This window comes from Vibrio lentus, from assembly GCF_002875945.1.
Taxonomy (GTDB): Bacteria; Pseudomonadota; Gammaproteobacteria; order Enterobacterales; family Vibrionaceae; genus Vibrio; species Vibrio apostichopi.
In genome coordinates this window covers 16931-41282 of sequence record NZ_MCZK01000133.1, presented here as the reverse complement: position 1 = coordinate 41282, position 24352 = coordinate 16931, and the positions used below count along the sequence as shown (strand labels likewise).

The following is a 24352-nucleotide window of genomic DNA, read 5'->3' as shown; positions in this document are numbered from 1 at the left end:
TTAATATCTTTTTAAAATGGAGACATCAACATGTTTAAAATTATAAATGAAAAATTTGGAAATATTGACTCTGTCACATTAATAAACCACCAACATGGTATAGAACTTCAAATAATCAATGGATTTGGTGCTGTTATTAATAAATATACCGTAAATAACAGTCCATTCTCTTTTATTTGTGGCTATCAGAATTATGATGAACTGATCAACCAACATCCGTTCTTTTCCCGCAGTGCTAAATTATTCCCTTTTCCAAACCGTTTAAACTTAGGTCGTTACAGTTTCGAAAACCAAAACCATCAACTCCCAGCTAATTTTCCTTGGTCTGATCACGCCGTACATGGCCTGCTCTACAACCAACCTTTTTCAATCACAAACAGCGTAGCCACTGAAGAATCCGCCAGTGTGACGTTGCAGTATCAAACGTCGTCTTTGCACCCTGCTTTCCCGTTTGCGTTCAATCTTGAAGTGACCTTCACTATCGATATCACGGGTAGACTCACTTCCTCAACGACCGTTTCTAATCTGGGAGATTCAGCCTTCCCATTCGGTGATGCTTGGCACCCTTATTTTTCACTCGGTACTGAGCTAGCACAATGTGGACTCGCTATATCGCCTTGCTCTGAAGTCATACACGAAAGCGACCTACCCAATGGTGAAAAGCACGCTTTTGACCGCTTGTCTTTGGACGATTCACTCACTAATCAAAGCTTAAATCATTGCTTTGAATTTGATTCCAAGACAACCAATCAACTTGCGTTTACGCGCTCAGATTCGTCTGCCGCTATTCGCTATCAACAAGATGAAAGCTATCCATTCGTTCAGCTGTACACGCCGACTAGCGAGCAAAGTATTGCAATAGAACCAATGACTTGCCCAGCTGATGCATTCAATAACCAGATTGGCTTATTGACGCTTAGTCCGAACCAATCTCAAACCTTTACTTGGCAATGCCAAGCCACCTATCAACCAAAATAATCAAATCAACTGCTGAATGCGAAATCAGCCCCCAGAGAACGCATTGCTAACGAAACAACTACAACGAAAGAACCAAACAAAAGAAGCAATAAAGGGCGCATAAAGCGCCCTTCTCTTGTTAACCTAAAATCACCTCGATGGTGTGCTCACCTGATGTAAATACCGGTGCTTTGTTGCCTGAAATTAGGTCACCATTTACCTTCATTTCAATCACACCTTTACACACGTTATTCGGGTTAGTGACATGGATATGATAAGTCGCACCACGGAACTGACGACGTACTTTGAACTCTGGCCACTCAGCAGGAATACATGGGTCCACCAGCAAACCATCCACTTCAGGGCGAACACCCAAAATCCATTGCGTACCCGCCACATATGTCCAAGATGAAGTACCAGAAAGCCACGCATTACGCCCTAAACCGAACTGTTTGTGCTCGTCACCCAGAATGTTTTGTGGGTAGCAGTAAGGTTCAGATTCAAAGGTATCAATGTCATCGTTCTTAGAAGCCGGGTTGATTTGACGGTAGTACTCGTAAGCACGCTCGCCGTTGCCCATTTTCGCTTCTGCGATCATCACCCATGGGTTTGAATGCAAGAAGATACCGCCGTTCTCTTTCGCACCTGGTGGGTATGTTGATACGCCACCTAGCTGAGGATCAAAACCGTTGTAACCCGGTGTTGAAAGCTTGATGCCATTGGTGGTGTTTAGTTTGTTGTAAACCGAATCTAGTGCTTGCGTTGCACGTTCTTGAGTCGCGAAACCAGAAATTACAGGCCAGCTTTGACCGTTGGTGTAGATCTGCCCTTGCTCGTTCTTGTGAGAACCAATCGGCAAGCCCTGCTCATCAAAGTAACGAACAAACCATTCGCCATCCCAGCCGCATTCATTGACTGTGCTCTGCATCTGTTGGTACTGATCTTTAAACTTAGTTGTCAGTTGCGCTTCACCACGCAGCTCACACAAGTCCAACATGTCGAGCAGTGCTTTGCCGTACATGTTCGCCACCATCATCGACTCAGCACCCGTTGGCAGGTTCACCGTGTCGTTCCAGTCAGCAAAACCTAATAGCGGTAGACCGTGCTCACCGGTATTGGTGTAAGTAAACTCAATCGCGCGGCACAGGTGGTTCCAAACCGTTCCAGTTTCAACGGGGTTGCCCGCTTTGTCTTTTTGATAGAACGGGATCTCTTTATTCAAGAAGTCTGCATTGCCCGTTTCTTTCACATATTGAGTCACCGCGTAGATGATCCACAGGTGATCATCACCGTAGTAATCAGGGCGATCTTCTTCTTCACGCGAGTCACCCGCGTTCGCTTCCATTGTTGATGGGAAGAACTGATGCATCGCAGAACCATTGGTATTCTGAACAGACAACAGACGCTCAATGAACTCTCGCGCTTCTTCTGGCATGTGAGTAATTACGCCTAAAGTATCTTGCGAAGAATCACGGAAACCGATGCCACGTGCGCCATAGCCAAGCTGATACAAAGACAGGTAACGAGACCAGTTTTTGGTTGTGTGACACTGACGTGGGTTATGTACGTTAAGCATTGAGTTCATTGCTGGATCTGGTGTTTCAACCTGAACCGCTTGTAGGTAACCATCCCAGTGTTCAGCCAGTTCAGCGAAAGCCGAATCGACAACTTGATGGTCACGGTATTTAGCCAATAGAGGCAATGCTGCTTCTAGGCTCTGCTCTTGTGCGATTTGTACAATCGTACGTTCGGTCTGCTCTGGAGATAACCAACCTAGACGCAGGTTAAGCGCACCAATATTGTCGCCACGCAAACACTCGGTGTTGCCTAGTTCATCATTGTTTAGTGCTTCTGGCGCTGCCCATGTACCGTAGCCCAAATTACCTAGGAACGATTGGCGATCACCATCAAAAGACGTCGCAGGGCGATCCGCTGTCATCAGGTTCACCGCGTAGTCACGCTTCATGAAAGCATACTGCTCAAGCACGGTATGACCCGACTCTTGCTGATGCGCTTTAAGTGTCATGGTTTGTGGCACCCAGTCAGCATTGAGTAGCTGTTTGAGCCCACGAAGTGCGTGAATTCGTACACAGGCACCACATCAACGTGCAGCGCTTTGTCTGAAATGTTGGTCACTTTGATGTCTTGCAACAATACTTGGTCAGCTTTTGGCACGAAGAAAGTCGCTTCACAACGCACACCAAACGCTTCTGCAATGATGGTGGTGTAAGACAAGCCCGTGTGGTTTTCAAACTTATCAAGAGGCTTCAGAGTTGGTGTGTAGAAAGGTGAGAATATTTCTACGTTGCCCGCTTCATCACGTACCTTGAGGTACATGGTCGAGCCTTTGAAATCTGAGTTTGGCAGTTGAGCAATATACTTGGTGATGCGGTTGAGTGCAGGGTCACCCTTACACAACAATACGCCGCCGTTGCTATCTACAATGCCACCGAACTCTAATGTGCCCACGTAGTTACACCATTTGATCGGTGTGCACGGTGTGGTTGCTACGTATTCTTTGTTTTTATCGTCAAAATATCCGAATTTCATCATCACTATCCCTAGCCCCTCCCAAATCAGGAGGAGCCAAAACAATTTGTCGTAAGTTGGTTGGTGTCAGCTCAATGGCAGACTTGCATTGACTGACTAGCTCGCTAGCGAGTTCTCACTCAGAGCATCAAACAGGTGGAAAGCATCCAAATCCAAGTAAAGCGTCAGATCTTTTACATCCACTTCAGCCGCTTGGGTTTCAACCATCAGCGGTTGACCGCCAATTTCTGTTTTCAGAAGGATGCTTGCGCCCAGTAATTCCTTGTCTTTGATTTTCACAGGGAATGGCAGTACGCGGTCGTGGTCAACTTGCTCGGCACGTAGGTGAATGTCTGTTGGACGAACACCAAAATGCAGCGCTAGGTTCTTAGACGCCAGAGACTTAAAACGCTCAGGCAGTGGGATATGAACATCGCCGATTTCAACGAAGTACTGGCCTTCTTTTTCAATCAGTTTTGCTTCCAACATGTTCATTGATGGGTTACCAATGAATTGCGCGACAAACTTGTTTGCAGGACGCTGGAACACCTCAGTTGGCGTGCCAACTTGAGCGACATAACCGTCTTTCAGGATCACGATGCGATCTGCCAGCGTCATCGCTTCGATCTGATCGTGGGTTACGTAGATCGTGGTGGTTTTTAGTTCACGGTGTAGGTGTTTGATCTCTTCACGCATCACGCCACGAAGTTTTGCATCTAGGTTAGACAGCGGCTCATCAAACAAGAAAACCTTAGGCGTACGAACCATCGCACGGCCCATTGCTACACGCTGACGCTGACCACCAGAAAGCTCTTTCGGCTTACGGTTCAGTAAAGGGTCAAGCTCTAGCATTTTCGCTGCTTTTAGCACTTCTACGTCGATTTCCGCTTTTGGCATGCCCTTCAGTTTTAGCGCAAAGGCGATGTTCTCGTATACCGTCATGTGCGGGTACAGTGCGTAGCTTTGGAATACCATCGCCAAGTCACGATCTTTAGCGTCGACTTTATTCATCAGCTTGCCGCCAACGACGATGTCTCCAGAGCTGATGCTCTCAAGGCCAGCAAGCATACGTAGCGTTGTCGATTTACCACAGCCAGATGGGCCAAGGAAAACCACGAACTCACCGTCTTCAACCGTAAAATCAAACTCTTTGACGACTTCAACATCACCGAATGATTTTTTGATGTTCTTAAATTCTACTTTAGCCATTATCTGTTCTCCTCAGCGCGCTCTTGAAGCATGTTTCGGTACGCAATTGCGCTCTGTTTCAATGTTCTTTCTTGGGTGGTGTAGTCGACATGGACAATGCCAAAACGCTGGCAGTAGCCGAATGCCCACTCAAAGTTATCCATCAGGCTCCAAGCGAAGTAACCGTCGACTTTCACACCCGCTTCAACCGCGTTGTGAACCGCTTCGATATGACCTTGGAAATAGCGAACTCGTTGCTCGTCCATCACTTGCCCGTTAACACGCTCGTCGTTGCCTGCAGCACCGTTCTCTGTGATGTAGATAGGTGGCATATTTTCGTAACGAGCATCCAGTCTTACCAATAAATCGGTTAAACCTTGTGGGTTGATCTCCCAGCCGATGTAAGTGTGTTCAGCTTCAGTTTGCTTCACCGATTCAATATCGCCGTTCTCATTGAAGCGAGCGACATTGCGTGTGTAGTAGTTGATACCGATGTAATCAACTGGTGCGCTGATGATGTCTAAGTCACCTTCAAGGATCATCGGCATGTTCATCGCTTGGCGTTCAACCACTAGCTGTGGGTACTCGCCTTTCAATACTGGGTCGATGAACCAGTGGTAGTTCTCAGCTTCGCAGTAGTCTGCTGCCGCTTGGTCTTGTGGCGTCAGCGGGTAAGCTGGCGTCGCGTTAAATACCACACCGTGCTTAGCATGAGGCGCATTGTTACGAAGAATCGGCATTGCCAAGCCGTGTGCCAACATCAGGTGGTGAGACGCTAGGTAGCCCTCTTTTTCGCCCTTGATGCCTGGCGCGTGTTCGCCCCAGCGGTAGCCTAGGAATGCAGACACAAACGGTTCATTGAGCGTGGTGTACACATCGATGTTGTCACCAAAGTATTTGCTCACCACTTCTGCGTATTCTGCGAATTTGTAAGACGTTTCACGGTTTAGCCAGCCGCCTTTATCTTCAAGGTACTGCGGTAGATCCCAGTGATATAGCGTCACATACACCTTCATTCCACGAGCATGACACTCATCGATGATCTGACCGTAAAACTCTAGGCCTTGCTGATTCACCACGCCGTCTTGCGGCAGGATACGTGGCCATGCAATAGAGAGACGGTAAGCATCAACGCCTAAGCCTTGAATCATCTCGATATCTTGTTGCCATAAATGGTAGTGATCACACGCCACATCACCATTGTCACCGTTATCGACCTTGCCCGGCTTCTTACAGAAAGTGTCCCAGATTGACGGTGTACGACCGCCCTCTTCAACGCCGCCTTCAATTTGGTATGAAGATGTCGCGACACCGAATACAAATTCCTTACTGCGTAACTTTGAATCACTTGGAAGTTGATATTTATTCATTGTTATAACCCTTAAACCTAACCTTTAACTGCGCCGGACGTTAAACCACTGATCATCTGTTTCGATGCGAACAAGTAAGTAATCACGAGCGGTAAAATAGAAATTGTGGTACCTAGCATTACCGCGCCCCATGGCGTATTCGGAATGCCTTGAACACTTCGTAGTGCTTGTGTAATCACATAGTTATCTGGATTGTTTAGCACCACGAGAGGTTGCATAAACATGTTCCAGAAGAAAACGAACTGAACGATAGCCAGTGTTGCGAGTGCTGGTTTCATCAGTGGCAGTACCACGCTCCAGTACGTTCTGAACTCACCTGCGCCATCCAATTTCGCAGCTTCAAGTAGCTCTTTTGGAATCGATGCAATCACGTGCTGACGCATCAAAAAGATACCAAATGGTGTCGTAGTGAATGGCAGCCAAACCGCCATGTGGTTATCCAACAAGCCTAAGAATTTCACGATCATGAAGTAAGGAATCAAGCTAAGCACAGGCGGAATCGCCATTGAGCCAACCAGCATGCCGAACAACACGTTCTTACCGCGGAACTTAAACACAGCAAACGCGTAACCACCCATGCTACAAAACAGCAGCGAGATGGTGGTGCCTAAGAAAGCCACGTAAATCGAGTTAAACATCGCTTTCCAAAACGGCATGATTTCAAGCAACTTGGCGTAGTTAATCGCCAAGCTATCACCAATCGCAAAGCTAATGCCCGTACCGAAAATTTCAGAACGGTCACGAGTTGATAGCAGTGCCGACCATACAAATGGAAAGACGGTAATTAACGCTGAAACAACCAGTAAGATGCCTAGCATGACCATCAAGATCTTAGTCAGAATGTACATGCTGCGTTCGCTTGGCATCAGTCCACTTAGTGGTGAGGTATTTGTCTTAATTGATGTCGACATCTTAATGTTCCCCTAAGCCTTTCTTACCGAAGAGTAAAAATTGAACCAATGTACAAGTCGCGATGAGTGCAAACAGTAACCATGAGATAGCGGATGCTGTGCCCATTTCTAGCCATTCCCAGCCCACTTTGTAGAGGTACATCGAGATAGTTAAACCAGACTGGCCAGTACCACCAGTACCACGCGTGAGTACAAACGGTTCTTCAAACATCTGCAGGTTACCGATGATGGTCATCGTGATAGCAAAGAAGATGAATGGACGAATCATTGGTAGTGAAATGTTCCAGAAGCGGCGGAAGGCATTGGCACCATCCATACGTGCAGCTTCTAAAATGTCTTTAGGAATCGTCATTAAACCTGTGGTGTAAAGAACGATGTTAAAGCCGGTGTATTTCCAGAAAACCATGATTGCGATAGACGGCTTCACCATAGTGGCATCGTCTAACCAACGGATTGGTTGAAAATCATTTACCCAAGCGAATGCCCAACCAAACAACGTGCTATCAGCCAGTGCCATCAGCGTTTGGTTAATAATTCCTGAGTTAGGAGAATACATATTGAAGAAAATCAGTGACGCTGCGACCGTTGAAGTAATAAACGGTAAGAAGTAAGCCGATGTTAGCCAGTGACGCATACGGTCACCCATTGATACCAACATGTAAGCCACTGGAATAGCGACTAGGTGTTGAGCCACACCCGATGTAACAGCTAGCCAAAGCGTGTTCTTCAACGAACGCCATAGCCATGGGTCAGTCAAGGCAATGTGATAGTTCTCAAAACCAACGAACTGCATTGCATCCATGCCCTTTACCGGGTTCCACTCATGGAACGACAGGTAAACAGAGAACAACAGCGGGAAGACCCCAAATACAGAGAAAATGATCAGAAACGGTAGAAGAAATCCATACGGTGTAAGCGCTTTCAAATTTAGACGAGAAAAAAGGCTTGGCTCCGAAGGTTCTATCGTTGTGCTCGCTGCATGATTCATAGTAACGACCTCTTAGAAAAAGGAAGCGCGGTGTCCACGCTTCCTCACTTACTTAAAGTAATAACAAATTAAAGATTACGCGTACGACGCTTGATTAGACGCTCTGCCTCTTCAAGCGCAGTCTTGATGTCTTTACCTTCATCAAGCACTTCCATCAATGCGTTCTCTAGAATAATAGAACGTGCAACGTGGTCGCCTTGAGCCGGAGAGACTGGCTTGATGTTTTGCGCAACTTCTGCAAAGAGAAGACGGGCTTTCTGTCCGCCTAGGAACTCCATCTCTTCTTGGAACAACTCATCGTCATACGTTGTTACGTTCGCAGGGAAAGCAGCAATCGTTTCGAAGTGCTTAAGCTGAACGTCACGATCAGTCGTCATGTATTCAATAAGAGCCCAAGCTTCATCTGGGTTGTCTGATTGAGTTGGGATAGATAGGAATGAACCGCCCCAGCTGCCGTAGATACCATCAGGTAGGTTTTCTACTGCCCACTTACCTTTGGTTTCAGGAGCAATCCAGTTGTTTAGGTGACCAAGTAGCCAAGCGCCAGAAAGTTGAGTTGCAAATGTGCCGTTGCGGAAGCCTTCGTACCATTCGTTAGACCAAGCCAGAATACGACCGTCTAAGCCTTTGTCGCGGATCTCTTTTGCTACTTCAAAAGCGTGAACAAAACGCTCTGATGTCACAACTGGGTTGCCATCATTATCGAAATAAAGACCTTCACCTTCAGGAACAGTGGTGAAGATAATCGCTTGTGCAACGTCTGCTGCTGAAGCGATAAGTTGGACGTTTTGCTCTTTCAGTTTTTCACCAGCGGCGATGTATGAATCCCAATCTTTGATTGCTTCTTCTACATCAATGCCTGCTTTTTCAAATACATCAGTGCGGTAGTACATAACACCAGGACCGAGATCCACAGGAATACCGTACATGTTGCCATCAGCGCCTTTACCTTGTGCCCATGCATAAGGTGCGAATCGTTCTTCGTACTTATCTGCACCGTAGTTTTCAGACAGGTTAACTAGGCCACCAGAACCCACGAATGGACCAATTTTCTCGACATCCACAACAATCACATCACCCGCACCAGAACCCGTTGCAAGGTTCGTTGTCAGTTTCGTGTGGTGGTCACCGTGGTTGTTCATAAGGTAATCAACTTTGATACCCGTTTCCTTTTCGAAATCAGGCAGTAATACCTTCAGGCTGCTATCGAAATCAGGGAAACCGTCGAAACGAATTTCTTTGTCGGCTGCGTTCGCAGCTGTTGTACCTAATCCTAAAGCAACCGCGCATGAAAGCGCTAAGGTCTTAAATTTCATGTTCTATCCTTAATATTTTTATAGGGTAACTGGTAAATCCGATACCGAGTTTCTAGTGACCAACGTCGGCAGCAATTTAAAGTTCACGTCATGTTTTATTTTTTTTAGCTTTTGCAGAGTGAGCTGCACTGCTTCAATGCTCATCTCTTCAATTGGGAAATTAATGGTGGTCAAACTAGGGGTCAGATAACGCGCGAAGATGGTGTTATCGAAGCCCACCAACGAAACGTCTCTAGGTACAGAGAGCCCTTCTTCGTGTAACACTTCGAAAGCGCCAAATGCCATGTGATCGTTCGAAGCAAACACCGCCGTAAATCGACACTTACGGTTGATGAGCTTCTTCATGGCACTCACTCCAGTCTCTTCAGTAAACCCTGCTTCTGAGACCAAAGCTTCATCGTACGGCACACCCGCTTCTTCCAACGCCTTTCGATAACCTTGCAAACGCCCCCTCGCATCTGCTTTATCTAATGGCCCGGTAATACACGCGATATCTGTATGTCCCTTTTGCAATAGATATTGAGTAGCGAGTAGCCCCCCGACTTCGTTATCAATATCAATGCAACTCATCGCCATTTCTGGGATGAAGCGGTTAATCAAAACCACAGGGGTCCCCTGTTCTTCCAATTCAATTAAGTAATCATCACTGAGCAGTTGGGTATGAAGAATTAAGGCATCGACTCGACGACCTAATAAAAACTCCACGGACTCGCGCTGCCCTTGTTCCGTATTTGAACCTGCGGTTACCACGGCGTGATAACCAAAGCGGCGTAGGTTCTCTTCTAGACAATGAAGGATGCCGGAGTAAAACGAGCCACCCAATTCCGGTACAACAATCCCAATGCTGCCAGTTCGACTCGAAGCCAAGGCCTGAGCAATCGAATTCGGGCGATACCCTAACTCCTTGATCGCTTTTTCTACTTTTAGCTTCTTGTCATGACTGACTCGGCTAGTGCCATTAATGACCCTAGACACCGTCGCCTGAGATACACCTGCGTGTTCTGATACGTGTTTAATTGTTGCCACTCAAACCTCGATACTTCATTAGCTTGTAACCGCTTACAAAACGATTATCAAAGAAAGGCGTCTTGGTTGGAGTGAGTGTCATCACACTAAACTTGGAGGTAAAAATGCTGAATATGGAAATCTTGAAAGCGCTTACAGATTCACTTCACGCCATGAAACTATTTCATGAGATTATTGTGTCTGTTATCAAGATGGCGCTCGATTACTTGTTTGTCAGATCAAACAAGCCTGTCTAAATTCATTGTTTGAAAACGTCATTTGATGATGAACCCGTAGCTGACGGCAATATACACGGGGAAAGTGACCTTGTTATTTCAATGGCCTTTCTAAATTGTATGAGAACATTTCATCTCATGGTCGCTCTCATTTGTCATTTTGTCATTTGTGCACAATTAACCCGATACAAAAACGCCCAGCAAAAAGCTGGGCGTGAAAACTCAAATAGATGTCTAACTCTTGCTCTCAGGTGGCTTCGGTAATTTAAACTCTTGAGTCAGTGAGAATTGCTGTTGCGACATAATTTCTAATTGCTGACCATGAGAAAAGAGTACCTGTGAACGCTGGGAGTTTTCTTCCGCCAGTTCATGTATCTGGCTGATACTTTGCGTCACTTGGGACGCGACAACTTGATGCTCAGTGGTCGCCGTTGCGATCTGATGGCTTCTTTGTTCAACTTCATTGAGTAGGCCATACACGGTCGATATGGACTGATTAACCTCGCCCGTTTGCTCAACGCACTGCGCCATATCAGTAACGCACTGATTGATTTGTTCAACGGCCAATTTAGAGCTGTTTTGCAGCCGCTCAATTTTATGGTGGATCTCTTGCGTGGATGCATTGGTTTTCGCGGCTAACACTCGAACTTCATCAGCAACCACAGAGAACCCTCGGCCTTGCTCACCTGCGCGAGCAGCTTCAATGGCCGCGTTCAATGCCAATAGGTTCGTTTGTTCTGATATACCGGAGATCACATCAAGAATAGACCCAATGCTCGCACTCTCTTTCTCTAGCTTATCGATTGTAGTGGTCGATTCTGCCAGCTTACTTTCCAAAACGCCCATTAGGTCCACATTCTTGCCCATGGTTTGTTGTCCGGCGCTTGAACTGGTGACAGCCGATGTCACCAGAGTCAGAGTTTGGTTGGCCGCTTGAGTTATTTCAGTCACGGAACATTCGATCTGTTCCATCGCTGTGGCTACCATCACGGTTTGATTGGTTTGGTCCAACATTGCCTCACGTAACGAGCCACTGGTGCTTTGATTCTCTAGAGACGCCTCCTTTAAATGCAGCGATGATTGACGCATATTTTCAATCATGAGAGTGAGATGACTGATCATCAAATTGACCTTAGCACTGACTGAACCAAACTCATTATTGGCTTGATATTGAACAGTTGAACTCAGGTCTTTATTGGCCACTTGGTCTAGCGTACTTTGCACAAGTTGACTTGGCTTTCGGATGCCTTTCGCGATGTTTACGCCAATCAAAAGCGCAATCAGAACCGATGCTGCCGAAATGATAGCCTGCATCACAAGGGCCTGATTGGATGACGCCATCGACTCTTGATACAGAGTGGTTGCGGTACTTTCAGCGTACATAGAAAGTTCGTCGAAGTACCCCAACTGCACATCAATCGACTGTTCAATCTCAGCTCTCTGTTCAGCTATCGACTCATGCAACTTAACGGTTTTCATGTGCGTAGACACTGAGCCTTGCGCTGAAAAGGCATGGGCCGCGAGTAGCGACAGAGATTGCTTGCTGCGTCTCACCAAAGCCGGAGCCTGCGCCTCCAAATTGGTAATGGCTTCTTCAAATCGCTCGTGACGACTTTGCAGACGTCGCTCTACCCCGCGAACTTCCGATGATGTCTGCAGCGAGAAAGCTTCATTCGCTTCTGCAGCAATCAAACTCAATTGAACCAATAATGCTTCTACCGCTTTTTGCGTTGCATCTGAGCTCGCACTCGCCAATTGATTCACCAAGGTATTATTGAGTTGACCCACTACCGATTGAAATTGTGCCTGCTCCATCGAACCGATATCTTTCGTATCCAAATAAGAAACGTATAAGTTTAAGGTCTGGTCAATCTTATCGATGGTGGCAACGCCCGTTTCATCAATATTCTGGAGTATGGATTCAAGTGGAGAACCTGCCGTCCCTTTGTCTTCAAACCAATTCAATTGCTGCTGATAATGCTCGATGTTATTCACAACGACTTGTTTTAGTGGCTCTAGCTCATCAACATAGTCTGCTGATAAATAAGGAATTGAACTTCGATTGATGTCCAAAAAACGGATAGTAAGCGTGGAAGATTGAAGCATTAAAGGGGTTGCTTGTTGAGTTATGGTTTCGATGTGTGAGGTTATGTTCTTGTTGCTGCTAATACTCAACCATGCGCTACCCAGCATGATCACGATCAGCGTGAAGAAACCTAAATAAACTCGAGACACGATGGAAGAAAGTCTCATAGTCATTCCTTGATCTAGTGGCGAAAAAAAGGGCACATAAAATGTGCCCAAGAATGGAGTTATTTAACGTGCCCTAATCAATCTGCCTTTAGGGCTAAAATGGACAGTATTTACTAACTATTTCAACATGTACTCTTTGAACGTCTGGCTATCTCAACATGTGTTCTTTGGATATATACCAGTTTCAACATGTGCTCTTTGAAATAGCCGGTTTCAAAGCGTTGCGCTTTCTATCTTGTGATTACCACCAAGCTTCAAACATTGCGCCGAACGACAATGTATCAACGTTGGTTGTCTTCACTGTGTTGCCTTTCGTTTCTACATCACCCACTGTTGTGTAGAAGCGCAGCATTGGACGGCTCCAAGGTAAGCCACCTAGAGAAACGTTTTGAGAAAGCGTTACTTTCCATGCGTTCTCTTCACCGTCGTCATCGTAATCAACCATGCCGTAGCCCGCTTCTAACCATGTAGAATGAACATCATCCCATTGGTATTGTGGACGAACGATACCCGCGTATTCCGTGTTCTCGCGGTCTAGATCTGAGCCTGAGTTGTCTTTGTAAGACACTAAGTAATCGATGATGAAGTTGTCTGTCGCTGCATAACTACCTTCAACACTTGCGTACAAAGTTTGGTAGTCACCCTTAAGGTCGTATACTGATGAATCCGCACCGTCACCGTATTTAACAACCAACTTGTTAGAGTCGCCTAGCCCAAGAGTCGCACCCACAAGGTATGCAGTTTCATCACTGACTTTTGGATCACCCGCTACGTCTGAGTCTGCTTCATCTGAAGCAAAACCATAGTTCGCATATAGGTCTAGTTGACCGATACCCGCGTTAATTGAATGAAGCTTAGAAGTAATTGCGTATCGGCCGTTGTCATTTACAAGGCCGCCTTTCACTTGACCTACAAAGCCCATATCTAGCTTCGCGCCGCCGAAATCTAAGTTGTTAAAGCCCGCGCCTTGACCATCGTGTGTCATCCAAAAGTAATCGTTCAAACCTTGTTGCGGACGTTGATGGAAGTCGCGACCAGCCCACATGTAAAGTTCTGGTTGGCTTTCAAATACATTAGTTACACCTGCGTACATTTTCTTCATGCTCAGGCCGCCGTCGTCAGCCCAAGCGTCTGCTTCCCAGTGGTCAGCCATGAATACGATGTCCCAGATAGCGCCGTTGTCAGCTTCGAAAAGCTTCGCTAGCTGAACCTCACCACCATTGGCTTCGTTACCTAAACGACCGACAGAGCGACCTGTTGTACCAATGTCTACGTAACGCTCATCACCACTTTTGTAGTGAGCGCCGTAACGAGCGTAACCAGAGAAGACAATGCCATCTGGCACATTTGTTTCTGCAGTTAGAACCGCCTGTTGTTGGTCATCAACATACTTGATGTCACCAACTTGAGATTCTAACTCTAAGATTCGTTGCTCTAGAGCGGCAAGATCCGTTTCTGCAGCAAAAGAAGAGAGTGAAGCAAGCGAAGCCGCCACTGCGACCGTTATTGGCAAAAGCTTAAATTTTTGCATTGTAATTCCCTATTATTTTTTTGAGTTTTCATCGAACAGGGAAATATTAAGCAATGAAAGCGTTGAAAAGTTGGTTGCTGTTCACACTGATAAATCAGCCTCAAAGCCATGAAACTTTTAGAGTTATCACCAGATATAGTTATTTATTTATAATCAGATAGATAGGCGTAAAAATTCGTAATAATACGGCTTGAGATCGCTTTCATTTCATCAGTAATGGCGGGGTCTATCACGGAAAAGAGTGTGGTGGAGCGAGGTAAATATGGTGCAATTTTGACTGGTTTTCATAAATATGAAAAACCTCAAAATCTAAGAGCGATTTTGAGGTCAGTTATTCAGCTTCAAGTATCAATATTCTGGAATCAATCCATTATTTAAAATGAATCTAGAGAGGCTATCCCCATATTGAACAGGGTAAACGCATAGATATCGGCAGTGAGATCGATCGCTTTACTCAATGGCATTCCAGCACCATGCCCTGCATTTACGTCAATACGAATCATCACAGGCGCGCCACCTTCATGCTTGTCTTGCAGCTCTGCAATGAACTTATAAGAGTGCGCAGGCACCACACGGTCGTCGTGATCAGCTGTCGTAACCAGTGTTGCTGGGTAATCGACGCCTCGCACCACATTATGAACCGGAGAATAACCAAGCAGGTATTCAAACATCTCTTTATTCTGCGCTGACGTGCCGTAGTCGTACGCCCAGCCTTCACCAGACGTGAATGTGTGGTAACGCAACATGTCCAACACCCCAACCGCAGGTAAAGCCACTTGGAACAGCTCAGGCCTTTGTGTCATGCAAGCGCCAACCAACAAGCCGCCGTTAGAACCGCCGCGGATCGCTAACTTATCGCTGTTGGTGTAGTTTTCTTCGATTAAGAACTCGGCTGCGGCAATGAAGTCATCAAATACGTTTTGCTTCTGTTGTTGTGTACCCGCTTTATGCCACGCTTTGCCATATTCGCCACCACCACGTAGGTTCGGCACCGCATAGACACCACCTAGCTCTAACCAACTGCCAACCGTTCCAGAGAAAGAAGGCGTTAGGCTGACATTGAAACCACCATAGGCGTACAACATGGTTGGATTATTACCATCGAACACTAATCCCTTCTTATAAGAGATAAGCATCGGAACCTGAGTGCCATCCTTCGAGGTATAGAAGACCTGTTTAGACTCAAATTGATCCGACTCAAACGGCGCTTCAGAGCGTTGGTAGGTTTCAGAATTACCTGATTCGACATCGAAAGAGAAAATCGTTGGCGGCGTTACATAGTTGGTAAAGGTGTAATAAAGCTCAGTTTGCTCATTTTTTCCACCTAAGCCACTCGCCGTTCCGATACCTGGTAAGTGGATCTCACGAACTAAGTTGCCTTGGTAATCCAACTGCTCAATTTTCGACACCACATCCACCATGTAATGAACAAACAAGTAACCACCGCCAGTGCTGATATCTAACGGCTGTGGCTTTTCTGGAATGATATCGAGCCACAGTTGACTGCGAGTATCAAAGCTCACCACCTTGCCGTTTGGCGCATCGAGGTTGGTGTATAAGATGAAGACTTCGTCTTGGTTATCGATCAGGTAAGTATCGCTATCCACATGATCAATCAGCGTATTGAGCTGTTGTTCTGCTGAGTTTAAATCGATATAGAACAGGCGATTACCCGATGTCGACTCTTGACCTAAGATGATCAAGTAACGGTCGTCTTCGGTGGTGTAACCCGATACATAACGGTGTTGATCGGCGTTGTTCTCACCAAAGATCACCTTGTCGCTGGCTTGTTCTGTTCCCAACTCATGGAAGTACAGCTTGTGTTGTTCAGTACGAGCCGAAAGCTGGCTACCGTCAGGCTTGTCGTAGCTGGAGTAATAGAAACCGCGATTGCCTAACCAAGAGATGCCGGTAAATTTAGCGTCAGTGATTTCGGCTTCGAGCTGTTGTTTGGTCTCGGTATCGATAACAAAAATCTTGCGCCAATCACTACCACCCTCAGAAATGCTGTACGCCACCAAGCTGTAATCTTTCGAAAATGACACAGAACCTAGTGATGTCGTGCCATCTTCCGAGAAAGTATTTGGATCTAGGAATACTTCAACCTGCGAGCCTTCTTTCTCACGATAGAGAATGCTGTGATTCTGCAGGCCATCATTCTTATAGAAATAGGTGTAATCCCCTCGCACAAACGGCTGCGAGCTCTTTTTGTAGTCTTGCGCTTTCGCCAATCGCTCTCGCAGTTCTGCGCGATACGGGATTTGAGCAAGGTAATCAAACGTCACTTCATTCTGGCTCGCCACCCACTGCCCGGTTTCGTCACTTCTGTCGTCTTCTAACCAGCGATATGGGTCTTCGATTCTTTGACCAAAATAGTCATCGCTGACGATCTGTTTGTTGGTGATTGGATATTGATACTCTTTTAAATAGCTCATCGTGATCCTTATTAAAAATAATGTGAAATCGTCAGGTAACGCGTTCTGATGTGTTCAATCAATAACTTAATCTTGTTTGGCGGCTGGCGAGTAAAGGGGTACACCGCATAAATACCGAGCTTTTTACCCACCAAATCTGGAAAGATGTCCACCAGCTGGCCGTTACGAATATCGTGATAAACCAGACAACGTGGTACGTACGCGACCCCATGACCGCCCAGCGCCGCTTTTCTTAATGCCGTCGCGTTGTCGGTAGAAAATGAGCACGATGTATTTGTCGTTGTCGGTACAGCCATCCTTACTATGCAAGAACTGCCACTCGCTGGCACCCGTTGTTTGATAGGCGTATTGCAAACAGTTGTGCTTCACCAAGTCTTTAGGCAGCATCGGCTTACCATTCTTGGCGATATAAGAGGGCGAGGCACACACCACCCATTGTGAATCCAATATATGACGAGCAATAAGGCTTGAGTCTTCCAAGTAACCGGTACGAATGACCAAGTCCAACCCATCCTCAACCAAATCAACAAAACGATTGTTCAAAGACATATCGACCGTTAAACCTGGGTGCATATTACAAAACTCGGCAACGGCGTCTGCCAGAATCAAATCTCCGGAGATAGTAGGCACTGACATTTTGATATGACCACTAACATTTTCCCCAAAGCCTGAAACTGCGTCCATAGCCTCTTGGGCTGCCTGCTTCACATTTTTGGCTCCGTGTAACATTGCCTTGCCCGCCTCGGTCAGGGTCAATTTACGCGTAGTTCGATATAATAATTGCACGCCAATCTCTTCCTCTAATCGCGCAATCCTTTTACTAACTACCGAATTTGTAAGGTTATTTTGCTCTGCCACCTTACTAAAACTGCCCAGTTCTACTACCTGTGAAAACAGGATCAAATCGTCTGCTCGCATTTGATTATGCCAATTTTGGAATTAATTATTTTCATTATTTCCCTATATCAATAAAAAATAAAGGGGTAAATTCACGCCAAATTAACAAAACAATTACAAAAACAGTCATTCCAATTACAAGAGTCGCCCAAATAAGGTGTCCGTTTAGAGGCCAGAGCGATTCAAATGACGACAAACCATAACGTGATCTTTACTTCAAACATGAACGTTTGAAAACAGTACGAGGAAGTACCCATGAGTGAAACTCTACTAGCTTTATTGGCCTTTTCGCCAATAGTTGTTGCAGCGATTCTGCTGGTTGGCCTTAACTGGCCAGCAAAAAAAGCGATGCCAGTGGCATTTGCATTAACCGTTGCTATTGCCCTATTTGCTTGGGATATGTCTGGCACTCGCGTGTTAGCTTCTGTATTCCAAGGCTTCGGCATTACCGTGTCGGTTCTCTGGATTGTGTTTGGCGCCATCTTCTTATTAAACACTTTGAAACACACAGGAGCTATCACCACTATCCGTAACGGCTTTACTGACATATCAGCAGACCGTCGTGTACAAGCGATCATCATCGCTTGGTGTTTTGGTTCATTCATTGAAGGTGCATCTGGCTTCGGTACACCCGCTGCAATCGCCGCTCCATTGTTGGTTGCTATCGGCTTCCCAGCATTAGCCGCAGTACTGATGGGCATGATGATTCAATCTACGCCAGTATCGTTCGGCGCAGTTGGTACTCCTATCATTGTTGGCGTAAACAAAGGTTTAGATACACACAACATTGGTGAAAGCCTGATTGCCAATGGTTCAACATGGGATGCTTACCTACAACAGATCACATCAAGTGTTGCGATCATCCACGCCTGCGTTGGTGTGATGATTCCTGTATTGATGGCGATGATGCTGACTCGCTTCTTCGGTAAGAACAAAAGCTGGACTGAAGGTCTTGATATCCTGCCGTTCGCACTGTTCGCAGGTGCTGCTTTCACTATTCCTTACGCACTAACAGGTGTTTTCCTAGGTGCTGAGTTCCCATCACTGATTGGTGGTTTGGTTGGCCTTGCGATTGTTGTAACAGCAGCAAAACGCGGCTTCCTAGTACCAAAATCAAAATGGGACTTTGAAAGCGAAGACAAGTGGCCAGCAGAATGGCTAGGTTCTTTGAAGATCGATCTTGATGACACTCATTCAAACAGTAAGCAAGGTCATAAGAAAATGAGCATGGCGATGGCATGGGCGCCTTACGTGCTGCTCGCTGTCACTCTAGTTGCTAGCCGTGTGAGCCCTGAATTCAAAGGCCTACTTAAAAGCGTTAGCCTTTCTTTCAGCAACATCCTTGGCGAGACAGGCGTAAGCACAGCGATTCAACCTCTGTATCTACCTGGCGGTATCTTGGTATTCGTCGCACTGGTTGCTGTTCTAATGCAATCACGCAGCGCAGCTCCACTATCTAAAGCGTTTGGGGAATCGAGCAAGACTCTGATAGGTGCTGGCTTTGTGTTGGTGTTCACCATCCCAATGGTACGTATCTTCATTAACTCTGGTGTTAACGGCGCTGATTTAGCAAGTATGCCAGTAACCACTGCAAACTTTGCAGCTGACCTAGTTGGCGGCGCATTCCCAGCGTTAAGTGCAACGGTTGGTGCGTTAGGTGCCTTCATTGCAGGTTCGAACACCGTTTCAAACATGATGTTCAGCCAATTCCAATTCGAAGTAGCACAAACACTGTCGATCTCTAGTGCTGTGGTTGTTGCTCTGCAAGCCGTTGGTGCAGCAGCAGGTAACATGATTGCGATTCACAACGTGGTAGCCGCATCGGCAACCGTAGGCTTGTTAGGACGCGAAGGCGCAACACTACGTAAGACAATCATCCCAACGTTCTACTACTTGGTGATGACAGGAATCATTGGCCTAGTGGTTATCTACGGCTTCAAAATGACAGACGCACTTATGTAAACCATAAGTCGTTACAAAAGCACTTGGCGTTAATACTCAATTCCCCGACTGCAACACCGTCTAATAAGACAGTTGATGAGTTTCGGAATGGATACTAAAACACATCAACACCCTCGGGTATTAACGCCATTTTCCCGTTTTACAGTTTTACAGTTTTACAGCTTATTTGTTTCAAAGCGAAAGAAAGACAGAACACTTACTTTTCAAGAATTAAAGCAGCCCAAGCCAAGCTCTCATAGAAGGGCAACATCCCAAGAATTTAGGACTGAAATTATGATCATATCCGCATCGACTGATTACCGCGCCGCAGCAAAAGCAAAATTACCACCGTTTCTTTTTCACTACATTGACGGCGGTTCTTACGGAGAACATACCCTACGCCGCAACACGGCCGATCTTGCAGAGATCGCACTCAAGCAGCGTGTACTTAATGACATGTCGGACCTAAATTTGGAAACCGAATTGTTTGGCGAAAAGCTGGCGATGCCGATTGCCTTAGCTCCGGTTGGACTAACAGGCATGTACGCACGACGTGGCGAAGTACAAGCGGCTAAAGCTGCAGACAACAAGGGCATCCCTTTTACGATGTCGACCGTATCGGTATGCCCGATTGAAGAAGTCGCCCCTAAGATTGAGCGCCCAATGTGGTTCCAACTTTACGTGCTAAAAGATCGTGGCTTCATGAAGAACGTATTGGAACGAGCAAAAGCGGCTGGCGTCACAACACTGGTCTTTACGGTAGACATGCCTGTACCTGGCGCTCGCTACCGTGACATGCACTCAGGAATGAGCGGTCCAAATGCAGCAATACGTCGTGTATTCCAATCTATGCGTCATCCTAGCTGGGCAGTTGATGTTGGCCTATTGGGTAAACCGCACGACCTTGGCAATATCTCTACTTACCGAGGTTCTCCAACTAAACTGGAAGACTACATCGGTTGGTTGGGTGACAACTTCGACCCGTCGATTTCATGGAAAGACCTAGAGTGGATCCGTGATTTCTGGGATGGCCCAATGGTCATCAAAGGCATTCTTGATGAAGAAGATGCAAAAGACGCCGTGAGATTTGGTGCAGACGGTATCGTAGTTTCAAACCACGGTGGTCGTCAGCTTGATGGTGTTCTATCAAGCGCTAAAGCACTGCCTGCAATTGCAGATGCAGTAAAAGGCGACACTAAGATTCTGGTCGACTCTGGCATTCGTACTGGCTTAGATGTGGTTCGCATGATGGCGATGGGCGCAGACTGTACTTTGCTTGGCCGCTCATTCGTCTACGCGTTAGCGGCGCAAGGACAAGCAGGCGTTGAAAACCTACTCGACCTGTACGACAAAGAGATGCGCGTTGCCATGACATTAACTGGCGCCAAAACAATCAAAGACTTAACTCGTGAATCTCTGGTAGGGCTAGATTAATCGGCCACGACTCAGGCTCAGATTCGGACTAATGCTTTGGTCTACTTAGACTGAAGTTCAATCGGTGTCACAACAATTCCACTGCCGTTGTGACACCGTTTAAGCACTGGAAAATAAAATAAAAGCTAGGGCGTGTTGATCTTTCGAGCTGATTTTTGCAGCGAGTTGCTGGGTATTTATACAAGGCAGAGGCGTCGATGTGTAGCTAGCCTACATGAGAAGCCGATAACGTAGTAGAAATGGCCAGCAAACGCTGCCCGAAGGGTTCGGCTAAAAGCGTTTTACTCTTTGTTGAGGGGGATTTGCTTAGAGTGACTAGGCTACTTCCCCCTCGCCGCGATTAAAACGCTTTTGACTAGGCGTCCCCATTCGAACAAAATTTAACCACGAAAGATCAACACGCCCTAATCAGTGCCAAATAAGAAGCACAAGGAAGCAAAGATGGAGACAAACACATCCCATGAGCGAGTAATAGACGCACAAGCTTATCAGCAGCTTGAAGCAATACTGGCTCAAAAAATAGAAACGGAACGCATTGTCACTCAAGAGGCAAAGCGCTTGGCTTACGGCACCGATGCGAGTTTTTATCGCTTGGTGCCGAAAATGGTTCTAAGGCTTAAGAACTTAGACGAAATCATATTCACCATTCAAAGCTGTCGTGAACTGGGTATTCATTTTACCTTTCGCGCCGCTGGCACCAGCCTTTCAGGGCAAGCGGTTTCAGACTCGGTACTCATCACTCTAACCGACGACTGGCGTGGCCACGAGATTGTCGATAACGGCAATCAGATCATCCTGCAACCCGGTGTGATTGGTGCTGATGCCAACAAATACCTCGCCCCCTTCCAACGTAAAATCGGCCCAGACCCAGCCTCTATCAATACCTGTAAAATCGGTGGTATCGCGGCGAACAACGCCAGCGGGATGTGTTGTGGTACTGCACAAAACTCGTATCGCACCGTCGAGAGCATGAAAATCGTATTGAGTGATGGCTCCCTACTTGATACGGCTGATAACGCCAACGTTGAGGCTTTCAAGCAATCACACAAAGCGCTGTTTGAAGGCATTGTTGATTTACACAGACAGACTAGCTCGAATCAAGAACTGGCAGACAGAATCCGCCATAAGTACCGCCTCAAAAATACCACGGGCTACGCGCTTAATGCCTTGGTCGATTACCACGACCCAATTGAGATCATCAAACACCTGATGATTGGCTCTGAAGGCACGCTAGGCTTCATCGCTGAGATTACCTACAACACGGTTATCGAACACCCAAACAAAGCTTCGGCGCTGCTGGTGTTTGCCGACATCGAACAAGCAAGTAAAGCCGTGACTACGCTATCAAAAACACCGGTTGCTGCGGTTGAATTGATGGATGGCAGAGCACTGCGTTCAGTGGCTGATAAACCAGGTATGCCTGCATTTATGCCAAGCTTGGATTTAGAAGCCGCAGCTATTTTGGTTGAATCACACGCCAGCTCCCAGCTGGACTTAGATTTACAATGTAAATCAATTTTGGACGCATTAACTGAATACACGATTGTTGAATCGGTTCCTTTCACTTCCGATCCAAAGACAGTCGCGACTCTATGGGGCATTCGAAAAGGCATGTTCCCTGCCGTTGGAGCCGTTCGTGAAGTCGGTACGACCGTTATCATTGAAGACGTGGCTTTCCCTGTCGAAAGCCTTGCTAATGGTATTCGAGAGCTGCAAGAGTTGTTCGATAAATACGAATACAGTGAAGCGATCATTTTTGGTCACGCCCTCGAAGGCAACCTGCACTTTGTATTTACTCAAGGCTTCGACAGCCAAACAGAAATCGATCGCTACGGCGGTTTCATGGATGACGTTGCCGAACTAGTTGCGGTGAAATACCAAGGTTCTCTGAAAGCAGAGCATGGTACTGGTCGTAACATGGCGCCTTATGTGGAGTTGGAATGGGGAAAAGATGGCTACGCCTTGATGCAACAGATCAAAGCGCTGTTTGACCCAGAAAGACTGCTCAACCCCGGCGTTATTATTAACGACAATCCGAATTCACACATAACAAACCTGAAGCCAATGCCTGCTGCCGATGACCTTGTCGACCGCTGCATTGAGTGTGGATTTTGCGAGCCTGTTTGTCCGTCTCGTACGCTGACTCTATCACCACGCCAACGCATTGTTCTCTACCGAGAACTGCAACGCCGCCGCGCTGCGGGCGAAGAAATAGAAGCAAGCGAGCTAGAGAAGACTTTTGAATATCAAGGTATTGATACCTGCGCCGCAACGGGCCTGTGTGCCGAGCGTTGCCCAGTAGGCATCAACACTGGTGACTTGATTAAGAAGCTTCGTGTTGCCAAGTACGAGAAATTTACGCCAATCGCAAAGTGGACAGCGGATCATTTCTCGACCACCACTAAGCTGACCAAGGCTGGCCTCAAAACCAATCAAGTGGCGAGCAAAGTATTAGGCGCAAACACAGTCGGTAAGCTAACCAATGGCTTGCGCTCGATGACTAAAGGTGCGACACCCGTTTGGATGCCAGAAATGCCACAGTCCAACAGCCATACACTAACCTCTTCTCCAATGACGGCAGAAAATTCAAACAATCATAAGAAGGTGGTTTACCTGCCTTCGTGTGCTAGTCGAACCATGGGACAGCAAAGCGATGCAGGCGATCAGCGTCCTCTGACTGAAGTAACCATGTCTTTACTCAACAAGGCTGGATTTGAGGTTATTCTTCCGAAGAAGCTCGACGACCAATGTTGTGGTATGCCTTACGACAGCAAAGGAATGACCGACTTAGCTCAATCGAAGGCTCAGCAGTTGGAAGAAGTGCTATGGCAAGCCAGTCGTCAAGGTGAATACCCAGTACTAATGGACACCAGTCCGTGCGCCAAACGCAGTATTGAGCAGTTCACCAAGCCGTTAGAGGTATTAGAGCCTACAGGGTTTGTAAACCAATACCTTCTTGAACACCTGACGCTTGAGCCACTGCAAGAAACCGTGATGCTGCATGTGACTTGTAGCTCTCGTCGAATGGGTTTGGAAGGCGCGATGTTGAGCCTTGCTAAAGCCTGTACCGAAGAGGTCATCGTTCCTGAGCATATTCAATGTTGTGGTTGGGCGGGTGATAAAGGTTTTACTACGCCAGAGCTGAATGAGGCTGCGGTACACCCACTCAAAGAACAAGTGCCGAGCAACTGTACTCGCGGATTCAGCAACAGCCGAACCTGTGAGATCGGTTTATCACACCACAGTGGCATTCCGTATCAATCAATCTTGTACTTGGTTGACGAGGTGGCGCAATAGCTTCACGCTTACTCCGAGCGATGCGCTCTAGCTTAAAACGAAAAATGGCAGCCCAATCAGGCTG

13 protein-coding genes and 2 pseudogenes are annotated in these 24352 nt (G+C 46.6%); 4 read left to right on the top strand and 11 right to left on the bottom strand.

Annotated features, from left to right (window positions below; all coding sequences use genetic code 11):
* Window positions 1-30 precede the first annotated feature (30 nt).
* Complete coding sequence (locus BCT49_RS14855) at window positions 31-978, top strand: aldose 1-epimerase (RefSeq protein ID WP_102436219.1); 948 nt, start codon at window positions 31-33, stop codon at window positions 976-978.
* Between the two features lie 118 nt (window positions 979-1096).
* On the opposite strand, the pseudogene BCT49_RS14850 reads toward BCT49_RS14855, so the two are convergent.
* The 11 genes and pseudogenes from BCT49_RS14850 to BCT49_RS14795 form a co-directional block, all read right to left on the bottom strand.
* A pseudogene (locus BCT49_RS14850) lies at window positions 1097-3510 on the bottom strand (GH36-type glycosyl hydrolase domain-containing protein).
* A 93-nt stretch (window positions 3511-3603) separates the two neighbouring features.
* Window positions 3604-4695 carry an ABC transporter ATP-binding protein gene (locus BCT49_RS14845; RefSeq protein ID WP_102436217.1) on the bottom strand — a complete coding sequence of 364 codons (1092 nt, stop codon included), beginning with the start codon at window positions 4693-4695 and terminating at the stop codon, window positions 3604-3606.
* Complete coding sequence (locus BCT49_RS14840) at window positions 4695-6044, bottom strand: GH1 family beta-glucosidase (protein ID WP_102436215.1); 1350 nt, start codon at window positions 6042-6044, stop codon at window positions 4695-4697. The genes BCT49_RS14845 and BCT49_RS14840 overlap by 1 nt, the downstream gene beginning before the upstream one ends.
* Window positions 6045-6061: 17 nt before the next feature.
* A complete protein-coding gene (locus BCT49_RS14835) occupies window positions 6062-6910 on the bottom strand; it encodes a carbohydrate ABC transporter permease (protein ID WP_017077012.1) in 849 nt (282 codons plus the stop codon).
* A 46-nt stretch (window positions 6911-6956) separates the two neighbouring features.
* On the bottom strand, window positions 6957-7943 hold the full coding sequence (locus BCT49_RS14830) for a carbohydrate ABC transporter permease (protein ID WP_102436213.1): 987 nt from the start codon (window positions 7941-7943) through the stop codon (window positions 6957-6959).
* 68 nt (window positions 7944-8011) lie between these two features.
* Window positions 8012-9259, bottom strand: coding sequence for an ABC transporter substrate-binding protein (locus BCT49_RS14825; RefSeq protein WP_102436211.1), 1248 nt, complete (start codon window positions 9257-9259; stop codon window positions 8012-8014).
* A gap of 18 nt (window positions 9260-9277) precedes the next feature.
* Window positions 9278-10285 carry a LacI family DNA-binding transcriptional regulator gene (locus BCT49_RS14820; protein WP_102436209.1) on the bottom strand — a complete coding sequence of 336 codons (1008 nt, stop codon included), beginning with the start codon at window positions 10283-10285 and terminating at the stop codon, window positions 9278-9280.
* A 449-nt stretch (window positions 10286-10734) separates the two neighbouring features.
* Complete coding sequence (locus tag BCT49_RS14815) at window positions 10735-12753, bottom strand: methyl-accepting chemotaxis protein (RefSeq protein ID WP_102436207.1); 2019 nt, start codon at window positions 12751-12753, stop codon at window positions 10735-10737.
* Window positions 12754-12994: 241 nt separating this feature from the next.
* On the bottom strand, window positions 12995-14284 hold the full coding sequence (locus BCT49_RS14810) for a carbohydrate porin (protein WP_102436205.1): 1290 nt from the start codon (window positions 14282-14284) through the stop codon (window positions 12995-12997).
* A 374-nt stretch (window positions 14285-14658) separates the two neighbouring features.
* Window positions 14659-16719 carry a prolyl oligopeptidase family serine peptidase gene (locus BCT49_RS14800; protein WP_102436203.1) on the bottom strand — a complete coding sequence of 687 codons (2061 nt, stop codon included), beginning with the start codon at window positions 16717-16719 and terminating at the stop codon, window positions 14659-14661.
* Window positions 16720-16730: 11 nt separating this feature from the next.
* Window positions 16731-17637, bottom strand: a pseudogene (locus BCT49_RS14795) (LysR family transcriptional regulator).
* Between the two features lie 234 nt (window positions 17638-17871).
* On the opposite strand from BCT49_RS14795, the gene BCT49_RS14790 reads away from it, so the two are divergent.
* The 3 genes from BCT49_RS14790 to BCT49_RS14775 all read left to right on the top strand — a co-directional run bounded on the left by BCT49_RS14790 (window position 17872) and on the right by BCT49_RS14775 (window position 24288).
* Window positions 17872-19578, top strand: a complete 1707-nt coding sequence (locus BCT49_RS14790) for an L-lactate permease (RefSeq protein ID WP_102436201.1) — start codon at window positions 17872-17874, stop codon at window positions 19576-19578.
* A gap of 273 nt (window positions 19579-19851) precedes the next feature.
* Entirely contained in the window at window positions 19852-20991 is a 1140-nt protein-coding gene (gene lldD / locus BCT49_RS14785; protein ID WP_010432610.1) for an FMN-dependent L-lactate dehydrogenase LldD, read from the top strand.
* 441 nt (window positions 20992-21432) lie between these two features.
* Window positions 21433-24288, top strand: coding sequence for an FAD-binding and (Fe-S)-binding domain-containing protein (locus BCT49_RS14775; RefSeq protein ID WP_102436199.1), 2856 nt, complete (start codon window positions 21433-21435; stop codon window positions 24286-24288).
* The last annotated feature ends 64 nt before the right edge of the window (window positions 24289-24352 follow it).